Origin of the sequence: [Clostridium] aerotolerans DSM 5434 (assembly GCF_000687555.1) — a bacterium.
In the GTDB taxonomy this organism is placed as follows: domain Bacteria; phylum Bacillota; class Clostridia; order Lachnospirales; family Lachnospiraceae; genus Lacrimispora; species Lacrimispora aerotolerans.
Genome location: NZ_JHWJ01000005.1, coordinates 17,227 through 38,155 on the forward strand (window position 1 = coordinate 17,227; position 20,929 = coordinate 38,155).

Genomic DNA, 20,929 nt, shown 5'->3' on the forward strand with positions numbered 1-20,929 from the left:
TTCGTATGGAACAGATCTATGTAATTGAAGACGATGATAATATCAGAGATTTAATTAAAATTGCCCTGGAGGGATTTGGATATGAGGTGGCAGCCTTTGAGATGGCCGAGGACTGCTTAAAGCAGATTGAATCAGACAAACCGGCCCTTGCTGTGTTTGATTGGATGCTGCCTGGCATGGATGGCTTAACTGCCATACGAAAAATCAGGAAAATCGAATCCTTAAAAGATCTTCCTATCCTGGTGCTCACTGCAAAGGACAGAGAATTTGATAAGGTGGCCGGTCTTGACGGCGGTGCAGATGACTATATGACAAAGCCTTTTGGTGTAATGGAACTGGCAGCCAGAATCCGCAGTCTTTTAAGACGGTCCACAAGGTCCAATGCAGCAGAGGATGAACTGGAGCTTTACTGCTTAAGCCTCAATAAAAAAACGAGAGAGGTATACTGCGAAGGAACAAAGGTGGAGCTGACATTAAAGGAATTTGAGCTTTTACAGTATTTAATGGAAAACCACAATAAGGTAGTGACCAGAGATGAACTCTTAAATCAAATCTGGGGATACGATTATGACGGTGAGACAAGGACTCTTGATATGCACATCAGAACCTTAAGGCAGAAGCTGGGAGAAAAAGGAAGTGCATGCATTAAAACGGTCCGCGGAGTCGGATACCGGTTTATTCGTACAGAAGAGTAAAAATAAGCGGAGGAGTTCATGAGAAAAGCAATCTTTGCAAAATTTCTGCAGGTAATTTTAGTGGTGCTGTTTTTAAGTACATTCATTTTCTATATTGCTTCCAGCAGTGCACTTTTAAAGAACTCAAGAAAAGACATGCTCTATACTCTGGGTGCGATTGATAAGGTGCTGGATTACAACGGAAATTTTATGGATGAGGTAGAAAAACTGAAAACCGTCTTAGATGAAAAGCAGGGTCGTTTTACCATCATTCAAAAGGACGGAGTTGTCATTGCCGATACGGGAGATGTACCTGTAAACACTCTGGATAATCATTCCGACCGGGAAGAGATAAGAGAAGCCATAGAAGAAGGAATCGGTTATTCCAGACGTTATTCTGAGACCTTAAAAGAAAATATGCTCTATGTAGCCATACGTTCCAGTGAATCAGATTACATCCTTCGCATGGCCATTCCATATACGGGTATGAAGGAATACTTAATGCTGCTCCTTCCTGCGGTATGGCTTACCTTCCTGGTTGCTATCATGTATTCCGCTTTTTCGGCAGACAGCTTTGCAGAATCCATTACAAAACCTTTGAAAGAGATATCTCAGGAGATGCTTAAGGTAAAGGGGGATTATACGGATCTTTCCTTTGAAACGTATCAGTATCCGGAAATCAATATCATAGCTGATACGACCACCAAGATGTCAAAGAATGTAAAGGATTACTTGAATCAGATAGAGATGGAAAAGCAGATCCGTCAGGAATTCTTCAGCAATGCTTCCCATGAATTAAAGACTCCCATAACCTCTGTTCAGGGATACGCAGAGCTTTTGGAGAGTGGAATCATTCAGGATGAGGAGCAAAAGAAGGAGTTTCTTAACCGGATCAAAAAAGAAGCGGCCAATATGAACAATTTAATCAACGATATTCTGATGATCTCAAAGCTTGAGACAAAGGATGCGGAGGTACTGAAAAGTGATGTACGTCTCTCCATTGTCCTTAATGATATTTTAGATTCTTTAAAGCCTTTGGCTGCCTCCCATGAAGTTCTCATTCATCTGGATTGTAAGCCCATCTGTATTTATGCAAACAGCCAGCAAATGAAAGAGCTTTTCGGTAACTTGATTACCAATGCGGTGAAATACAATAAGCCTGGAGGGGAAGTCTGGGTCAGGGTAAGAGAGGAAGACCGGAATTTAATTGTACAGGTCAAGGATAATGGTATGGGAATTCCAAAGGATTCTCTTAGCCGGATCTTTGAACGTTTTTACCGGGTGGATAAAGGCAGAAGCAAAAAACAGGGAGGAACTGGTCTCGGTCTCTCTATTGTTAAGCACATTGTAAACTTCTATCATGGCACCATCAATGTGACCTCAGAGCTTGATGTGGGGACAGAATTTATAGTAAAGATTCCAATTCATGGAAAAGTGTGATAAAATAGAGACAAACAATGCCAGGAGGTGTTATTTGTGGGGAAATTTATCTTAACCTGTTGCTCTACTGCAGATATGAGCAGGGATTACTTTGACCGTCGTCACATTCCTTTTGTCTGCTTTCATTATACTATGGATGGAATTACCTATTTAGATGATTTAGGAAGAAGCATTCCATTTGATGAATTTTATAACCGAATATCGAAAGGTTCAACTCCAGTTACCTCTCAGGTCAACGTGGATGAATACTGTGAATTTTTTGAACCATTTTTAAAGGAAGGCAAGGATATCTTGCATCTTACCCTATCTTCCGGAATTTCAGGAACTTATAATTCCGCCTGCGTGGCACGGGAAGAGATGAAAGCAAAGTATCCGGACAGAACCATTGTCGTAATGGATACCCTTGGAGCTTCTTCCGGTTACGGCCTTTTGGTGGATGCGGCTGCTGATTTGAGGGATAAGGATATGTCTTTAGAAGATGCCGCTCGGTGGGTAGAAGAGAACCGTCTGAGAGTTCATCATTGGTTCTTTTCCACTGATCTTACCAGCTTTAAACGAGGCGGAAGAATTTCTGCCACCTCCGCTATGTTAGGTACTGTTCTTAATATCTGTCCTCTCATGAATATCGACGATAAGGGCTGCTTAGTACCGGTCCAGAAGATCCGAACAAAGAAAAAAGCCATACAGGAGATTGTCCGTATGATGGAGCTTCATGCGGACGGCGGCATCAATTACAGCGGCAAGTGTTTTATGTCCCATTCTGCATGTGAAAAGGATGCAAAAGAAGTGGCGCTGCTCATTGAGGACCGTTTTTTACATTTATCCGGACCTGTTGTGATTAACAACGTAGGGACTGTAATCGGGTCTCACACAGGCCCTGGTACGGTAGCATTATTTTACTTTGGAGATAAAAGAGAAGGCTAAAAAGACTATTCTCCTATGATCCTGGCAATCATATGGTTGGGTAAACAGACCACATTTTCACCTGTGTACTGAATCCAGCCTTTGTGAATGCAGACCTTATCCGGACAGGAAGCTTCTGTTACGCTTACCTTTCCAGCCTTTACCACGACCCGGTTCGTTCCGCCGTTGAATCCGTGAACCAAAATCTCTCCATCCTCATTTAAATTGAGGGTCTGGATTACATTACCGTCAACCGTTATTTCCACCTTACCCGCCGGTCCCCTAAAAAGGATCTGGTTGAAAAGGAGGAGAAGGCAGGATACGATTAAAATTACCGCGATAAGAATCATTTCTTTTTTATATTTTTTTATAATCATGTTGTTTTTTCCTTTTACTCAGTTAAGTATGATGATTTCCCAGAACATGGAAATTCATAATCTTATTATATCACATAATTTCAGCTCTTACCAAAGATAAATAATCAATAAACTAATTGATAAAAGCTTATAAACTATGTTAAAATATAATCAAACCTTATCAGGCAGGAGGAAGATATGAAAAAGTTTAACGCAAATGCAAAAAGGAATGGATTAATCGGTCTTGGAGTTATGATCGTACTGGCAGGTGCCACTGTATTCGGTTCAGAACCTCTTTACAAAGCGGTTGACAGCATGTCAGGAACCAGTTTATACACTCCGGGTACGTATACGGGATCTGCCCGCGGATATGGCGGTGACGTTACCGTTGATGTAGTGGTAACAGCCAAAAAGATGCAGTCGATTAATGTAAAGGGTGAGAAGGAAACACTTTTAGATAAGGTGCTTCCGGGCCTTACAGATACCATCCTTTCCAAGCAATCCACTGAGGTCGATGCTGTAAGTGGAGCGACCTTAAGCAGCAATGCCATTAAAAAGGCTGTAGATCAGGCCCTTGCCCAGGCAAAGGGAGAAACACCTGAATCGAGCTCAGCTTATCAGGAAGAAACAGTCGGGCAGAAGGAATCCAGTTTAAAAGACGGAACCTATTCCTATGAAGCGCCGGAATTTGATGAGAATGGTTTTAAAGACCAGGTGAATATGACCATTAAGGACAATACGATCACAAGCCTTACCTGGGATTGTATTACGAAAGATGGTAACAAAAAGAGCAAACTATCTATGGATGGAAACTATAAGATGACAGATAACGGTCCGGAATGGTATGAACAGGCCAAGGCGGTGACTGATTATGTAATTGCTCACCAGTCTGTGGAAGGGCTTATGAATGCAGAAGGCTACACGGATACCGTGGCATCTGTAAGCATTAACCTCCATGGATTTGTAAACGGCGTAAAGAGCTGCTTAAGCCAGGCAGCCGGCGAAGCTCCCAATGCAAAGTCTTCCTTAAAGGACGGAACCTATTCCTATGAAGCGCCGGAGTTTGATGACAATGGATTTAAGGACCAGGTGAATATGACTGTTTCAGACAATACCATTACAAGCCTGACCTGGGATTGTGTTAAGGAGGATGGAACAAAGAAAAGCCGTTTGTCTATGGATGGAAAATACAAGATGACGGAGAATGGACCGGAATGGCATGAGCAGGCAAAGGCTGTTACTGATTATGTGCTGGGACATCAGTCTGTCAAAGGCTTGATCAATGAAGAAGGCTATACCGATACCGTGGCCTCTGTCAGCATTAACTTATATGGATTTGTAAACGGTGTAAAGGACTGCTTAAGCCAGGCATCTGGTGAGGCGGCAGAAAATAAATCTTCTTTAAAAGACGGAGCTTATTCCTATGAAGCACCAGAGTTTGATAAGAATGGTTTTAAGGATCAGGTGAATATGACAATTAAGGATAATACCATTACAAGCCTGACCTGGGATTGTGTCGCAAAGGACGGTTCCAAAAAGAGTAAACTGTCTATGGATGGCAGCTATAAGATGACAGATAACGGCCCCAAGTGGCATGAGCAGGCCGCGGCAGTGGCGGATTATGTCCTGCAGCATCAGTCTTTAGAGGGACTGATCAATGCTAGTGGTTATACGGATACCGTAGCCTCCGTCAGCATTAATCTGTATGGATTTGTTAATGGAGTCAAGGATTGTCTGACACAGGCTTCCAAATAATAAGATAGAAATGATATCCCGGAGAAAGGCTTAGCAAGATAAGACTGTTCTCCGGGATTTTACATATTATTTCAGGGAATAAAAGGAGAGTAAACTATGAATGGGAAAGGATCGGCACAAAGAGCATCCCTTTATGGAATGCTGATTGCACTTGCTTTTGTTCTTAGCTATATAGAGACCCTGATTCCCATTTCACTTGGAATACAGGGGGTAAAGCTGGGACTTGCCAATCTTGTAACAATGACAGGCCTTTATACCATTGGCATAAAGGGAACTGTGGTAATCTCGCTGATCCGGATTCTTTTAGTGGGATTTACCTTCAGCAATCTGTTCGCAGTATTTTATAGCCTGGGAGGTCTGGCACTCAGCCTTCTTGTTATGGCTGTCTGTAAAAAGTTCCGTTTGTTTGGAACGGTTGGAGTCAGTATTATGGGAGGTGTGGCTCATAACATAGGTCAGCTTAGTGTGGCAGCCTTTGTTGTCAGGCAGGCGGGCGTGTTTTATTATCTTCCCGTTCTCCTTGTGGCAGGCACATTGGCAGGTCTTGTCATCGGCATATTAGGGAATATGATGATAGAGAGAATCCGCTATTACCTAAAAAAATTGCAGTAAATTCAAAATAAATTCTATTGTTTTGCATGGTACGAAAGGATATAATTGTGGAATAAGGCAAAAGAAGACCAGGAGGAGCAGGATGATTAACATGGCAATTAAAAAGCTTATACAGTATGGACGTAATACAGGCCTGATCGAGGAAGCAGACCATTATTATGCGGTAAACCAGATTCTCGATGTGCTAAAGCTTTGCGAATATGAGGAACCGGATGGAGAAGTTGAGGATATCGATCTTGAGGCTGTTTTAAACGAGATGCTGGATTATGCCTGTGAACAGGGCCTTTTGGAGGAAGACAGTATTACCTTTCGGGATTTGTTTGATACAAGGCTAATGAACTGCCTGATGCCAAGACCAAGTGAAGTGGAACGGAAGTTCTGGGACCTGTATCACAATCAGTCACCTCTTGCTGCTACCGGGTATTATTATAATCTGGCTCAGGATTCGGACTATATCAGAAGCTACCGGATCAAAAAGGATATGCGTTGGATTACATCCACCAAGTACGGAGATTTAGACATTACCGTAAATTTATCAAAGCCAGAAAAAGATCCCAAAGCAATTGCAGCGGCTAAGCTTGCAAAGCAAAGCGGATATCCCAAATGTCTTCTCTGTATGGAGAATGAGGGATATGCCGGAAGGACCAATCACCCTGCAAGAAATAACCACCGTATCATAAGGCTAAACATGAACCAGAGCCAGTGGGGCTTTCAGTATTCTCCCTACGTGTATTATAACGAACACTGTATTGTGTTCAATGGACAGCACATCCCTATGAAGATAGAGCGTGATACGTTTGTAAAGCTGTTTGACTTTGTAAAGCAGTTTCCCCATTATTTCCTTGGCTCCAATGCAGATCTTCCAATCGTAGGCGGATCTATTCTTTCCCATGATCATTTCCAGGGCGGTAATTATGATTTTGCCATGGCAAAGGCAAAGATAGAAGCAAGCTATGAGATCGAAGGCTATGAGGGAGTACAGGCTGGAATCGTAAGATGGCCTATGTCAGTATTAAGAACCAGAAGTGAAAATCCCGATGATTTGATTTCCCTGGGAGAAAAGGTACTTAACGCCTGGAGAACCTATACCGATGAAGAGTCCTTTATTTTAGCCGAAACCCATGGACAGCCTCATAATACCATCACTCCCATTGCAAGAAAGAAAGATGGTATGTATGAATTAGATCTTGTTTTGAGAAACAATATAACAACGAAAGAATGTCCTCTTGGATTTTACCATCCTCATTCTGAGCTTCACCATATTAAAAAAGAGAACATAGGACTGATTGAAGTCATGGGCCTTGCCGTACTTCCATCCAGACTGAAAGAGGAACTGAATCTTTTAGCAGATTATATATTGACTGGAAAGGACATAAGCTCCAATGAGATCATAGAAAAGCATGGTGATTGGGTAAAGAATTTTCTTCCAAACTATGATACCGTGACTGCTGATAATATTGAGGATATCCTGAAAAAAGAGGTCGGACTCGTGTTTGAACGGGTGCTTGAAGACTCCGGTGTATACAAATGCAGCGAAGAAGGACGAAGAGGATTTCACCGGTTTTTGACCAGTGTTGGATTCCTACCTGTTTCACAATAGAAACATTGTGAGACTATCAGATAGATTGATGTTTGTAATTATTTTCCCTTTGAGTTATATTCTATTGGGAGTCAGAGGTAATGGCCTGACTCACTGAAAAAAATATACAGAACCGGACGGAACGATCCGGAGGGAGACATAGAAACGGTCATGAAGCAGATAGAAAATAAAATGCTGAGAACGCTTGCGGATTATGGAATGATTACGTTTAGTATCTGGGTAATGGTAGTGGGAGTCTATTTTTTCAAATTCCCTAACAACTTTGCTTTTGGAGGGGTTACGGGCTTTGCTACTGTTATCAGCGCCTTGACCCACTGGTCAGCCAGCCAGTTCACCAATATCGTGAATACAGTTTTGCTGGTACTGGGCTTTCTGTTTCTGGGACGTGGGTTTGGTATTAAGACAGTATATGCCACCCTTGTCATGTCATTATCCTTATATATTCTGGAACGTATCTGCCCTATGAAAGGGCCGCTTACGTCGGAACCGTTGTTAGAGCTTATTTTTGCTATCTTACTGCCCAGTGTGGGATCGGCCCTTCTTTTTTACGTGGGTGCATCCAGTGGCGGAACTGATATTATAGCAATGATTTTAAAACGCTATACCAGCTTCAATATTGGCACCGTGCTTTTGCTGGTAGACGTGACTGGAGTGATTATGGCCTATTTTGTATTTGGCCCTCAGACCGGATTGTTTTCTTCCCTTGGTCTTCTTGCAAAGTCCCTTGTCATTGATGATGTCATGGAAAATATGAACTTATGTAAGTGCTTTAGTATCATCTGCGATGATCCGGCACCGATCTGCGATTATATCATCCATGGTCTAAACCGGAGTGCTACGGTCTATGAAGCACAGGGAGCATTCACTCACCATAAAAAAACGGTCATTTTAACGACCATGAAGCGGTCTCAGGCGATGAAGCTTAGAAACTATATCCGTACGGTGGAACCATCGGCGTTTATCCTTATTTCCAATTCCAGTGAGATCATTGGAAAGGGATTTTTAACCAATTAAATGTTCAGACCGGGGCAGAAAACTGCTCCGGTTTTTTTGTGCAATGAAACTAGTTTTAAGGAGGTATAATAGTGCATATTTTACGAAAATGCACTTTAATGCTTTAAAATTACATAAATTTAAAGTAATAAAATTGACGGCAGGTATTTTTTGTAGTATGATACGAAATAAGTTCAAAACAGGACGAGATTTTTAGATGGTGAGGAGAGAAGTTTATGAAAAAAACAAAAAAAATACTGTCACTGATTCTTGCCGGTGCAATGATGATGTCCTTAACTGCCTGCGGTGGAAAAACCGAAGAAAGTAAAAGCTCATCCACTGAGACGACTACAGCCCAGGCGACAACAGAAGGTGCCGCGACCACAGGTGAAAAAACAGCCGATGGGAAGCAGTATAAGATCGGTGTACTGCAGTTGGTTCAGCATACTGCCCTTGATGCAGCCAATAAGGGATTTATAAAAGCACTTGATGATGCCGGACTCAACTACGTTGCAGATCAGCAAAACGCCGCAGGCGATCAGTCCACCTGCCAGACCATAGCCAGTAAGCTGGTCAATGACGGAAGTGACTTAATTCTTTCCATCGCGACTCCAGCAGCACAGGCGGTAGCTGGAACAACCAGTGATATCCCGGTACTGGTAACCGCTGTTACCGACCCGGCCGCTTCTGATCTGGTTGCAAGCAACGATGCCCCAGGCGGAAATGTCAGCGGTACTTCTGATCTGACTCCGGTCAAAGAACAGATTGCCTTATTAAAGAAGATTCTTCCAGAAGCAAAAACAGTTGGAATTCTTTATGCCTCCTCAGAATCCAATTCTGAGATTCAGGCAAAGATGGCAAGAGAAGCCATTGAAGCAGAAGGTATGACTGCTGTAGATTACACCGTATCCAGTTCCAATGAGATTCAGACCGTTGTAACCTCCATGGTTGGAAAAGTAGACGCTATCTATGCACCAACAGATAATACCATAGCAGCCGGAATGACTACAGTTGCCATGGTCGCCAATGAAAACGGCCTTCCTACCATATGTGGTGAAGAGGGCATGGTAAAAGCAGGCGGACTTGCTACTTACGGAATTGATTATTTTGAACTGGGATACCTGACCGGACAGCAGGCAGTTAAGATCTTAAAAGACGGAGAAGACATCTCTAAGATGCCGATTGAATATCTCCCGATAGAAAAATGCAAGCTTTATGTGAATGAAGAGACGGCTAAAACCTTAGGAATTGATGTTTCAAGTATTAAATAATAAAAAGAAATTTCAGTGAGATATAAAGCGGGCCAGAGGTATCAGGTCCGCTTAACCCTCTCATAGATGCTTTACATAAAAGATGGAATTCCATTTTTTATGTAAGGCATTTATGCCTGTAAAAGAAAATATGCGGAGGATTAAATAGATGAGTGGTTTGATGATATCCCTTCAGGACGCAGTGGTACAAGGCGTTTTATGGGGAATTATGGTGCTTGGTGTTTACATCACCTATAAGCTTTTGGATATTGCCGATTTGACCGTTGATGGCAGCTTTGCCCTGGGTGGCTGTGTATGTGCAGTTATGGTACTGGTTTTTAAGATGGATCCCTGGATTGCTTTATTGATCGCTGGAATTGCAGGTATGGCGGCTGGTGCTATTACTGGACTGTTACATACCGTGTTTGAGATTCCGGCCATTCTGGCAGGAATTCTGACTCAGATCGGACTTTGGTCCATCAACTTAAGAATTATGGGAGGAAAGAGCAATGTACCTCTTTTAAAAACAGATACTATCGTCTCTAAATTCATTGATGCAACTGGAATCAACAAGCAGGCAGGTGCTCTGATGATCGGAGTTGGTTTTGCCGTTGTTATGATCGTTCTTCTGTACTGGTTTTTCGGCACTGAGATCGGAAGTGCAATGCGTGCCACCGGTAACAATGAGGCAATGGTCCGCGCCCTTGGCGTCAATACCAACTGGACCAAGCTTCTTGCCCTGACCATAAGTAACGGACTTGTCGGTATTTCCGGAGGCCTCGTTTGCCAAAGCCAGAAATATGCGGATATCGGAATGGGAACCGGTGCCATAGTCATCGGTCTTGCCGCTATTGTCATCGGTGAGGTTCTCATGGGCAAACTACGCTCCTTTGGCAGTAAGTTAGCCTCTGCCGTTGTAGGCGCCGTTATTTATTTTGTAATCCGTGCCGTAGTATTAAGAATGGGTATGAATGCCAACGATATGAAGCTTTTATCAGCCGCTATCGTAGCCGTGGCCCTATGCGTCCCTGTGGTCATTCGGAAATGGCGTTTAAAAGCAGCCTATACAGAAGGAGGAGAATGATCATGCTGGATATCAAGAATGTAAAGAAAACCTTTAATATAAATACAATCAATGAGAAAAAGGCCCTTAACGGAATCAATCTCCACCTAAATGAAGGCGATTTTGTCACTGTCATTGGAGGAAATGGTGCAGGGAAATCCACCACCTTAAATATGATCGCCGGTGTTTATCCCATTGATTCCGGAAAAATTGAAATTGATGGTGTCAATATCTCACGTTTTCCGGAGTATAAACGTGCCAAGTACATTGGCAGAGTCTTTCAGGACCCTATGATGGGAACGGCTGCCGGAATGGAGATTCAGGAGAATATGGCTCTGGCTTATCGAAGAGGCAAAGAAAGAGGGCTTGCCTGGGGAATTAAGCAAAATGAAAAGTCCTTTTACCAGGAAGCCTTAAAAAAGCTTGGTCTTGGCCTTGAAAATCGTATGACCAATAAAGTGGGGCTACTCTCCGGCGGACAGCGCCAGGCTCTTACTCTTTTAATGGCCACCTTACAGAAGCCCCAAATTCTTCTTCTTGACGAGCATACAGCAGCACTGGATCCCAAGACAGCAAAAAAGGTTCTTGAGATTACAGAGGAAATCGTGGACGAGCAGAATCTTACGACTCTCATGATTACTCATAATATGAAGGATGCCATTCAGATTGGAAACCGGCTCATTATGATGCATGAGGGCAGAATCATTTTTGACATATCTGGTGAAGAAAAGAAAAATCTGGAAGTAGAAGATCTTCTTCGAAAATTTGAAGAGGCCAGCGGAGAAGAGTTCTCCAATGACCGTATGATTTTAGCGAATTAGCAGTAAAAACATGGGATGGACACCGCTTTTGGGCAGGGTACCATCCCATAATTTTACAAAAATTTAATAGATTTTTGAATTACGTATCATAATGTAACATAATCTTAATAAATTTTTGTGAGACAAATATCGCAAATCATGACAAAATATGCTATACTAAGGCGGATAAACTCATAGTCCAAATCAGTTGTCCGGTGAAAATATGACAATGGAGAGAAAGTACAGAATGGATAATAAAAACGACAATAAAGATTATGTGATCCGCTTGGATAAAGCAAGAAAGAGCCGCGGTAAGAATGATTATAAAAAGTATCTCATAGTTGGAGGCGCCGGTGTTTTACTGGTGGCTGGAGTCATTACAGCCGGAGCTTTCGCAAAGCGCAATGGAGGAGGTGCCCAAGCTGCAGCTCTGGCTACCGCTTCAGAGGCTGTGAATCAGGCAGATGCTAAGAATGGCGAAGCAGTGAAAGCATCGGAAGAAGCGATTAAGCAGGCAGAAGAGGTAAAGAAGGTGGTAGCTTCTTATAAAAATCTTGGAATTGTCAAAGCTTCCGGTTATTTAAACATCAGAAAGACTCCTGGTACTGATGGGGATGTGATTGGAAAGTTGCAGAGCGACGGTGCCTGTGATATTTTAGAAAAGACAGATGATGGCTGGTATAAGATTACTTCCGGAGGAATCGAAGGCTATATTAATTCAGAGTATGTGCTGACAGGAGAGGAAGCTGTTAAAAAAGCAGAAAGCCTGGTAAAATTAAGAGCAGTCATTAAAGCGGACAGCATGAATATCAGAAAAGAAGCTTCAAAAAGCTCGGATCCGGTGGGGCAGGCTCTTGCCGATGAAAGATATGAAGTGCTTGATCAGACCGAAGGCTGGGTAAAGATTTCAACCGGATATCTTTCCACTGATTATGTGGCATTAGAATATTCTTTAAATGAAGCGAGAAAACTGGATTTAAAGGCAATGGTCTTTAATTACTATAAGAATATTGGAATATCCGATGTAGATAATTATTTAAATGTAAGAGAAGAGCCTAACGAAAAAGGAAAAGTAATTGCTAAGATGCCGAGTAAGGCTGCCGGTGAGATTTTAGAGACAACGGCTGACGGCTGGTATAAGATCCAATCCGGAAGCATTACAGGCTATGTAAAATCAGATTACATTCTGACCGGGCAGGCGGCAAAGGATGAAGCCATGCAGGTTGCTCAGCTTATGGCCATTGTAAATACGGATATGCTCAATGCGAGATCAGAACCCAGTACAGATTCCAAGATCTGGACACAGATATCCAACAACGAAAGATATCCTGTATTAAAGCAGGTTGACGGCTGGGTAGAGATCGAGCTGGAGGAAGACAGCAGTGCTTATGTGGCTACAGACTTTGTGGATGTACGTTACGCTCTTCCTCAGGCGATCAAATTCTCACCCCTTGAGGAAAAGGCCAATGCCCAGTCTTCATTAAGAACTCAGATTGTCAATTATGCGCTGCAGTTTTTAGGAAACCCATATGTATGGGGCGGAACCAGCCTGACAAAGGGAGCAGATTGTTCCGGCTTTACCATGTCCGTTTATTCTAAGTTTGGTATCGGTCTGCCTCATTATTCCGGCTCACAGGCTGGAAGAGGAACTTCTGTGAAGTCTTCAGAGATGAAGCCTGGAGATCTGTTGTTCTATGCCAACAGCAAAGGGACTATCAATCACGTTGCCATGTATATTGGTAACGGTCAGATTGTACATGCGGCCAGCAGACGAAGCGGCATTAAGATCTCTAACTGGAATTACCGTTCTCCGGTAAAGATCCGTAATATGATAGGAGATTAAATAAGATAATAACGTAACTCATAAGAAAGCCCAGAAGATCGGATTCATATCCAGTCTTCTGGGCTTATATTATTTACCTATTTTCTTTTTTGTCACGGTTATAATTGATTAAGCATCCGGATTTTACGATGGCCCGTTCTTCCGGTGTCATATCTGCAATGTGGAGATTGATCTCCTGAATGGGATTGCCCTCTTCATTGCGGATCACATAGGCCTTGATATGTTCCATATCGCCATCAAGAGCAGTACGAATATCAGGTACATAGATAAAGTCACCTACTTCAAACGCCGGCTCCTCATCAAGAAGGAAGGGAAGCATTCCCCAGTTCATGACATTGGAACGATAACGCTTGGTTGCATATTCATTGGCGATATTGGCGAGACCGCCAAGAACTCTTTGGCAGCTTGCTGCCTGCTCTCTGGCAGAGCCGTCACCTGGTTTAACCGCATAGAGTACACTTCCTATTTCGGTCTCAGAAGCCTTAAGCTCCGGCTGATCTAAATAAAGGCGCAGTGCATGGAATGCTTTTTCTAATTCGCTGTCTGCTTTAAGTGGGCATTCCCCATTTTTACGTGTCTTTTCAAGCTCATTGACCTGCTTGGATCTTCCTACATATTCCGGATCCCGGCGGGATAATGTATATTCCGCGAGGCCAAGTGGATTAGAACGGAAGGAAGAGGTCTCTCCCGATGGAATCAGTTCATCTGTGGTAGTAACCGGATCCATAATTTTTGAACATACTTTAAGGATGATGTTATCAGTCAGAGAACTCATAGCCGGCCAATCTTTAATATTAGGTCCATTGACCAGCTCAGCTTCTGATTGAGGAGCCTCATATCCCTGATAAACTCTTCTTTCATAAGAAGAGGAATCAAATTCATATGCCGGCACTTCATAATCATCTACAACGCTTTCCGCAGAGGTGAGAAGTCCGCCGTTTGCTGCTGTGGCCGCGATGGATCTTGCATCCATAAGAGCAACACAAGAAATCTGACCATTACCAGGCTTGGAACCTTCCCGGTTCGGGAAGTTTCTTGTGGTATGACGTATGCTTAAGGAGTTGTTGGATGGAGTATCACCTGCTCCGAAGCATGGACCGCAGAAAGCAGTACGGATGGTAGCGCCTGCAGTCATTAATTCTGTAATAGCACCTTTCTTCACCAGATCCATATAGACCGGCTGAGAAGACGGATAAACAGACAGATTAAATACATCGTTGCCGCAGTCTTTGCCACTTAATATATGGGCAGCCATCATGACGTTGGAGTAATTACCTCCTGCACATCCTGCAATCACTCCCTGCTGAACCATAAGCTTTCCGTCAACGATCTTATCCGTAAGAGAGAGCTTCACTCCTGACTTTCCGGTATACTGATCGGCTTCCTTTTCCACGGTTCTTAAGATATCTGCCAGATTGGCGTTAAGCTCATCAATTTCATAGGTATTGCTTGGATGGAATGGGAGAGCGATCATAGGCTTAATTGCGCTTAGATCTACCGTGACAACTCCGTCATAATAGGCAACATCAGCTGGATTTAATTCTTTGTAATCATCGCCTCTGCCGTGAAGGGTCAGATAAGCTTTCGTATCTTCATCGGTTCTCCAAACAGAAGAAAGACAGGTGGTTTCCGTTGTCATTACATCCACGCCGTTTCTGTAATCCGTATCCATGGAAGAGACGCCAGGTCCTACAAATTCCATAATTTTATTCTTCACATAGCCGTTTTTAAATACCTTACCGATAATGGCCAGTGCCACATCGTGAGGTCCCACAGCAGGAGATGGTTTGCCGGTAAGATAGATAGCGACCACTCCCGGATATGTAACGTCATAAGTATCCAGAAGAAGCTGTTTTACAAGCTCGCCTCCTCCTTCGCCGATTGCCATGGTTCCAAGGGCACCATATCTGGTATGGCTGTCAGAGCCAAGAATCATGCGGCCGCATCCAGCCATCATCTCACGCATATACTGGTGAATGACTGCAATATGGGGAGGCACAAAAATACCACCGTACTTTTTGGCGGCAGAAAGGCCAAAGACATGATCATCCTCATTAATGGTACCGCCTACCGCGCATAAGGAGTTATGGCAGTTGGTAAGTACATAAGGAATCGGAAATTCCTTCAGTCCCGAAGCCCGGGCCGTCTGAACGATTCCTACAAAGGTAATGTCATGGGATGCCATTGAGTCGAAACGAAGCTTTAAATGCTCCATATTGCCTGAGGTATTATGGGCCTCTAAAATAGAGTAGGCAATGGTGCCTTTTGCTGCTTCCTCTTTGTTGACAGTGTTTCCGGTGAGAGCAGCGATTTTTGCGCTATCTTCCTCTGGAATGAGCTCCGTTCCATTTATAAGGTAAGCTCCGCCTTCATATAATTTTACCATAATTATCGTTCCTCTCTTTTTATGTAGGGATTTGTTTCACCCACGTATTTTGTTGCAGGACGCATGATTCTTCCGTCATACATTTTATTTTCAATATTGTGTGCCAGCCAGCCTGCCATGCGTGCACAGACGAATAAGGGGGTGTACATATCCTCTGGAATCTGCAGCATTTGATAGGCAAAGCCGCTGTAAAAGTCCACGTTGTTGGACAAGGACTTTCCGTTTCCAGCCAGACAGGCTTTTGCAACGGTTTCAAACTTCGTCAGAAATTCGTATTCATCCAATCGTTTTTTCTCTTTTGCAAGCTTTTCACAGCAGTCTTTTAAAAGATCTGCTCTGGGGTCAGATACCGTGTAAACCGCATGACCCAGGCCATAAACGAGACCGGAATTATCATAGAAATCCTTAGAAAGGATTCGTTCAATGACCTTTTTCATCTGATCCTCAGTGGCATGCAATCCAATTTCCTGTTCAATGGCAGACAACATTTCGCTGCACCGGATATTGGCACCACCGTGTTTTGGCCCTTTTAGGGAACCAATGGATCCGGTAATGGCGGAATATATATCAGTTCCAGTGGAAGAGATAACTACATTTGTAAAAGTGGAGTTATTTCCACCGCCGTGATCGGCATGAATCATAAGCATCACGTCAAGAAGATTTGCTTCCTGCTCGGTAAAGCCTCCGTCCCGCCGAAGGAGATGAAGGATATTTTCTGCCATGGAATATTCCGGGCGAGGATAATGGATGACCAGGCTTTCCCGGTCATAATGATGGATCTTGCTTTGATATGCATATACTGCAAGGGTTGGCAGCTTTGCAAGAATATTGATTCCTTTTAGAAGCGTTTGATAAGGATCTGTATTATCGGGATCATTATCATAATCATAAAGAGCCAGAATGCCTTTTTGCAGACTGTTCATTAAATTGCTGGAAGGGCTGCGGAGCATATTTCTCTCAAAAAATTCATTGGGAAGCGGATAATATTTTTGAAGAACAGAAGTAAATTCCTTTAACTCCTTATCGGAAGGAAGATAACCAAAGAGAAGCAGAAATGCGGTTTCTTCATAACCGTAACGCCCATTTCCTTTTCCCGTTACCAGATCGCTGATTTCAATTCCCCTGTAGTATAGCTTACCTGGGATATTAATCTTTTTTCCATCTTCAAACTCATAGCCTACAACGTCAGATACACGGGTAAGTCCTACAATGACTCCGGTTCCATCTTCATTTCTAAGCCCTTTTTTTACATCGTGTATTTTGAACAAATTGTTAGGAATATCCGTATAATTGGAAGATCTTCCAAAAGTCTGTGCAATGAATAAGTTGTTCATGGGACGCTTCTCCTTTTTTTCAGAATATGCAAAAGCTTTAGAGGCAATCCATTGATAGAAAAGCAGCGCATACAGATCCCTCCGGCGCTGCCTTCATTGGCAATGAAACGTAACTGGCTTTTTATTGTTTGATAGTTTAACATGGAAAAGTATCAAAGTCAACAACTTGTTATAATCACAATCAAAATGTTGTTAGTCATAAAAACGTAAGACTGGCAATTTGACAGGATTACCCTGGAATTTCAATAATAAGCATATTTTTTGCCATTTCTCCACATCATAAGAAAACTACCAAAAATAGAGCAAACAGGAGGTTTTTCTAAAGTGGCAGATAATCAGGAAAGAAACGATGGTAACAGCCAGGTACAAGATGAGAAGCAAAATGAAATGAGAGCTTCTGGTGATACAGGGAAAGAAAATCTCGATGAGAAAAAGACAGAAAAAGATATAGAGCAGAAAGAAGATGAAAAGCTGGAGGAGTATGGGCAAATGACTCTTGATGATAACGCCCATAAGAGAAAAATCCATTTACTTTCTATTATAGGAGAAATCGAAGGTCATGAAAATCTCTCCGGCAACAGCAAAGCTACCAAATATGATCATATCCTTCCAAAGCTTGCAGAAATTGAAGACGATGATTCCGTAGAAGGGCTTCTGGTCCTTCTTAATACCTCAGGCGGAGACGTGGATGCAGGGCTTGCCATTGCAGAGATGATTGCTTCCTTAAGCATTCCAACCGTATCCCTTGTACTGGGAGGAAGTCATTCCATTGGAGTTCCGCTGGCTGTGAGCACCACCTATTCCTTTATTGTTCCCACAGGAACCATGATGGTGCACCCGGTTCGTATGACTGGTATGGTAATAGGAGCAGCCCAGACCTATGAATATTTTGAAATGATTCAGGATCGTATCTTAAGCTTCGTATCCGGTCACGCAAAAATCGCTTATGACCAGGTAAAACGGCTGATGTTAAATACAGAGATGCTGACCAGAGACTTAGGAACCGTTCTGGTTGGTGAAGAAACTGTAAAAGAAGGCTTGATCGATGAAGTAGGCGGAATCAAGGATGCCTTAAGAAAATTATATGAGCTGATCGAAACTGGTTCCCGTTAATCGTTGCAATTCTCCCGATTTTTTTGTATACTGTTACCAATGGATAAAAGGGGGAAGTATTGTGCCTGAGACAACAAAGAAGAAGACAACAGAAAAAAAAGGGACAAGAGGAAAAGGCGGGAGATCAGGAAACAGCAGCCCCAGAAAAAAAGTAGTTCTTCCGGAGCCGGAATTTATCCACTCAGAAGTAGTTATCATGATGTCATTTGCGGTTGCCGCCATACTGTTTTTAAGCAATTTTGGATTATGCGGTGTGGTCGGTCAGTTTTTACGCAGTGTGCAGCTTGGTATTTTCGGAGGAATCGGATACATCGCACCGGTACTTCTTTTTGCTGGGACTGCCTTTTACTTATCAAATCAGGGAAATCCAAGAGCGGCATTTAAGCTGGCGTCCTTTGTACTGGCGCTGGTTTCTTTGTGCGGTTTTTTGCAGCTCTTATTTGGAGCCAAGCCTGGTGAGGGGACCACTCTCATAGATATTTATCTGGAGTCCTCTGTGACCGGAATGGGAGGCGGATTGATCGGAGGCCTTCTTTCTGAGGGACTCACTGCGATTATTGGTGTCGTAGGTGCCTACCTGGTAGTTATCGTACTCCTTATTATTTCGGGAGTCTGTATTACGGAAAAGTCCTTTGTCAACGTGGTAAAGAGCGGGAGCGGAAAAGCGTACCGCCATGCAAAAGAAAATATTGATATACGAAGAGAGATTCACGCAGAACGGCAGGAAGAGAGAAAAAGGCTTCGGGAAGAGCAAAAGCTTCGCGGGGTTAATTTGGATGCAACAAATCTCAGTGATTTTCAGCCTCAGATTGGGGCGAAACCAGAAGCTGTGGATTTTGAAGCTGAATTAGGAATGGAGCCGGTTTCTGTTCCAGCCATGGAAGAATACTTAGAAGAGGATATTGATATCCAGGCAGGACGCCTGGCAGCCGTTACGGCTCTGGAGTTGGAACGACCAAATCCAGCCGATGTATTCAGCGGCAGCATTTCTCCTGTTCAAGAGAAAGAGGAAGATATCGTTCCATTTGAGCCGGACTTAAAGGACGAGCTATTTGTGGAAGAATTAGACGAACCTTCTATATATATGAAGAAAGAGAGTCGAACCTTAAAGGAGATGGAAGTCGTAGAGGAGGAGTTTCTTCCGACAGAAAGACCAGATACCTTTACAGTTCCTGAAGAACAGAGGACAGTGGTTACGGCTTCCGGAAAAATCATTGAAACAGATACGGAAGCCCTGCAGAAGAAACTGGTGAGCAAACGGGAGGAAGCCGCTAAGGAAGGCGATCTATCTGTCAGCCAGCAGATCAAACAAAAAGAAGAAGTGGTGAAAAAGGAATACCAGTATCCACCGGTAACGCTGTTGAAAAAAGGAAAAGCAGCGGCTTTTTCTGACAGGGAATACAGGGAAACTGCCATTAAGCTTCAAAAGACCTTACAAAACTTCGGCGTTGGAGTAACGGTGACCAACATCAGCTGTGGTCCGTCAGTGACCCGGTATGAGCTTCATCCGGAACAAGGCGTAAAGGTGAGTAAGATCGTCAGTCTTGCTGATGATATTAAATTAAGCCTTGCTGCGGCCGATATCCGAATAGAAGCCCCCATTCCCGGGAAATCAGCGGTGGGGATTGAAGTACCGAACAAAGAGAATAATATGGTTTATCTGCGGGATATTCTGGAAGCGGAGAACTTTAAGAATCACTCCTCTAAGATTGCATTCGCCGTGGGAAAAGACATCGGCGGTCAGGTGGTTGTTACGGACATTGCAAAGATGCCTCATCTGCTCATTGCCGGTGCCACTGGTTCCGGTAAATCCGTCTGTATCAACACTCTGATTATGAGTATTATTTTTAAAGCGGATCCCGAAGATGTGAAGCTGATCATGGTTGATCCAAAGGTAGTGGAACTAAGTGTTTACAATGGAATTCCTCACCTTCTTCTGCCGGTAGTTACAGATCCTAAGAAAGCTTCCGGTGCACTGAACTGGGCGGTAGCGGAGATGACGGACCGTTACAATAAATTTGCCCAGTACAATGTAAGGGAAATTAAAGGATATAATGCAAAAGTAGAAAGTATCAAAGACATCGACGACGAGAACAAACCGAAAAAGATGCCTCAGATCGTTATCATTATCGACGAGCTTGCAGACCTTATGATGGTAGCTCCGGGAGAAGTGGAAGATGCCATCTGCCGTCTTGCCCAGTTGGCCAGAGCGGCAGGCATCCATCTGGTCATTGCAACACAGCGTCCCTCCGTTAATGTCATTACTGGTCTTATCAAGGCCAATGTGCCATCAAGAGTTGCCTTTGCGGTATCTTCCGGTGTGGACTCCAGAACCATCATTGATATGAACGGTGCGGAAAAGCTTTTGGGAAAAGGAGATATGCTGTTTTATCCGGCAGGCTATCCAAAGCCCATGCGTGTACAGGGTGCCTTTGTTTCGGATTCTGAGGTTTCCAAGGTGGTGGATTTCCTGACAGAACAGGGAATGACTCCAGACTATGATCTTGAGGTGGAAAGCATGATTTCTTCATCTCCAGGAGGTCAGGAGATGAAAAATGGCGGAAATGACCGAGATGAGTATTTTGCTCAGGCAGGAAAATTCATCATTGAAAAAGATAAAGCCTCCATTGGTATGCTGCAGCGGATGTTTAAAATCGGCTTTAACCGTGCAGCAAGGATTATGGACCAGCTGGCAGAAGCTGGCGTAGTCGGAGAAGAAGAGGGCACCAAACCCCGGAAGGTTTTAATGAGTCCGGAAGAATTTGAGGAGATGTTGGAGCAGGGTTATTAATATAGATAGGGAACTT

The 20,929-nt window shown here is 43.3% G+C and carries 16 protein-coding genes; 13 read left to right on the plus strand and 3 right to left on the minus strand.

Annotated elements, in window-relative coordinates; translation table 11 throughout:
• Positions 1–5: 5 nt before the first annotated feature.
• Genes T546_RS0108430 through T546_RS0108440 form a run of 3 tightly spaced genes read left to right on the plus strand, consistent with a single transcriptional unit; the run spans position 6 to position 3,038 of the window.
• Positions 6–695 (plus strand): response regulator transcription factor, encoded by a 690-nt coding sequence (locus T546_RS0108430; protein ID WP_024836014.1) that lies wholly within the window; start codon positions 6–8, stop codon positions 693–695.
• A gap of 18 nt (positions 696–713) precedes the next feature.
• Entirely contained in the window at positions 714–2,114 is a 1,401-nt protein-coding gene (locus tag T546_RS0108435; RefSeq protein ID WP_026891230.1) for a sensor histidine kinase, read from the plus strand.
• 36 nt (positions 2,115–2,150) lie between these two features.
• Positions 2,151–3,038 carry a DegV family protein gene (locus T546_RS0108440; RefSeq protein WP_026891231.1) on the plus strand — a complete coding sequence of 296 codons (888 nt, stop codon included), beginning with the start codon at positions 2,151–2,153 and terminating at the stop codon, positions 3,036–3,038.
• A gap of 5 nt (positions 3,039–3,043) precedes the next feature.
• Here the strand turns inward: T546_RS0108440 and T546_RS0108445 are convergent, their stop codons facing one another.
• Positions 3,044–3,394 carry a NusG domain II-containing protein gene (locus T546_RS0108445; protein WP_026891232.1) on the minus strand — a complete coding sequence of 117 codons (351 nt, stop codon included), beginning with the start codon at positions 3,392–3,394 and terminating at the stop codon, positions 3,044–3,046.
• A gap of 177 nt (positions 3,395–3,571) precedes the next feature.
• Here T546_RS0108445 and T546_RS23140 point away from each other — a divergent pair, with 177 nt between their 5' ends.
• The 8 genes from T546_RS23140 (at position 3,572) to T546_RS0108485 (ending at position 13,289) form a co-directional block, all read left to right on the plus strand.
• On the plus strand, positions 3,572–5,128 hold the full coding sequence (locus T546_RS23140; RefSeq protein WP_051629690.1) for an FMN-binding protein: 1,557 nt from the start codon (positions 3,572–3,574) through the stop codon (positions 5,126–5,128).
• Between the two features lie 96 nt (positions 5,129–5,224).
• A complete protein-coding gene (locus T546_RS0108455; protein WP_026891233.1) occupies positions 5,225–5,740 on the plus strand; it encodes a Gx transporter family protein in 516 nt (171 codons plus the stop codon).
• A gap of 82 nt (positions 5,741–5,822) precedes the next feature.
• A complete protein-coding gene (gene galT / locus T546_RS0108460) occupies positions 5,823–7,340 on the plus strand; it encodes a UDP-glucose--hexose-1-phosphate uridylyltransferase (protein WP_034598622.1) in 1,518 nt (505 codons plus the stop codon).
• 150 nt (positions 7,341–7,490) lie between these two features.
• Positions 7,491–8,354 carry a YitT family protein gene (locus tag T546_RS0108465; protein ID WP_026891235.1) on the plus strand — a complete coding sequence of 288 codons (864 nt, stop codon included), beginning with the start codon at positions 7,491–7,493 and terminating at the stop codon, positions 8,352–8,354.
• Between the two features lie 215 nt (positions 8,355–8,569).
• Positions 8,570–9,604, plus strand: a complete 1,035-nt coding sequence (locus tag T546_RS0108470; protein WP_026891236.1) for an ABC transporter substrate-binding protein — start codon at positions 8,570–8,572, stop codon at positions 9,602–9,604.
• 148 nt (positions 9,605–9,752) lie between these two features.
• Positions 9,753–10,667 (plus strand): ABC transporter permease, encoded by a 915-nt coding sequence (locus tag T546_RS0108475; protein WP_026891237.1) that lies wholly within the window; start codon positions 9,753–9,755, stop codon positions 10,665–10,667.
• 2 nt (positions 10,668–10,669) lie between these two features.
• Positions 10,670–11,467: an ABC transporter ATP-binding protein gene (locus T546_RS0108480; RefSeq protein WP_026891238.1), complete on the plus strand. Its 798-nt coding sequence runs from the start codon at positions 10,670–10,672 to the stop codon at positions 11,465–11,467.
• Positions 11,468–11,693: 226 nt separating this feature from the next.
• A complete protein-coding gene (locus T546_RS0108485) occupies positions 11,694–13,289 on the plus strand; it encodes a C40 family peptidase (protein ID WP_026891239.1) in 1,596 nt (531 codons plus the stop codon).
• 73 nt (positions 13,290–13,362) lie between these two features.
• Here the strand turns inward: T546_RS0108485 and T546_RS0108490 are convergent, their stop codons facing one another.
• A complete protein-coding gene (locus T546_RS0108490; RefSeq protein WP_026891240.1) occupies positions 13,363–15,675 on the minus strand; it encodes a hydratase in 2,313 nt (770 codons plus the stop codon).
• A 2-nt stretch (positions 15,676–15,677) separates the two neighbouring features.
• Positions 15,678–17,009 (minus strand): citrate synthase, encoded by a 1,332-nt coding sequence (locus T546_RS0108495; protein ID WP_026891241.1) that lies wholly within the window; start codon positions 17,007–17,009, stop codon positions 15,678–15,680.
• Between the two features lie 387 nt (positions 17,010–17,396).
• Here T546_RS0108495 and T546_RS0108500 point away from each other — a divergent pair, with 387 nt between their 5' ends.
• Both T546_RS0108500 and T546_RS0108505 read left to right on the plus strand, forming a co-directional pair.
• Positions 17,397–18,122: a ClpP family protease gene (locus T546_RS0108500; protein WP_034598700.1), complete on the plus strand. Its 726-nt coding sequence runs from the start codon at positions 17,397–17,399 to the stop codon at positions 18,120–18,122.
• A gap of 61 nt (positions 18,123–18,183) precedes the next feature.
• On the plus strand, positions 18,184–20,913 hold the full coding sequence (locus T546_RS0108505; RefSeq protein ID WP_026891243.1) for an FtsK/SpoIIIE family DNA translocase: 2,730 nt from the start codon (positions 18,184–18,186) through the stop codon (positions 20,911–20,913).
• The last annotated feature ends 16 nt before the right edge of the window (positions 20,914–20,929 follow it).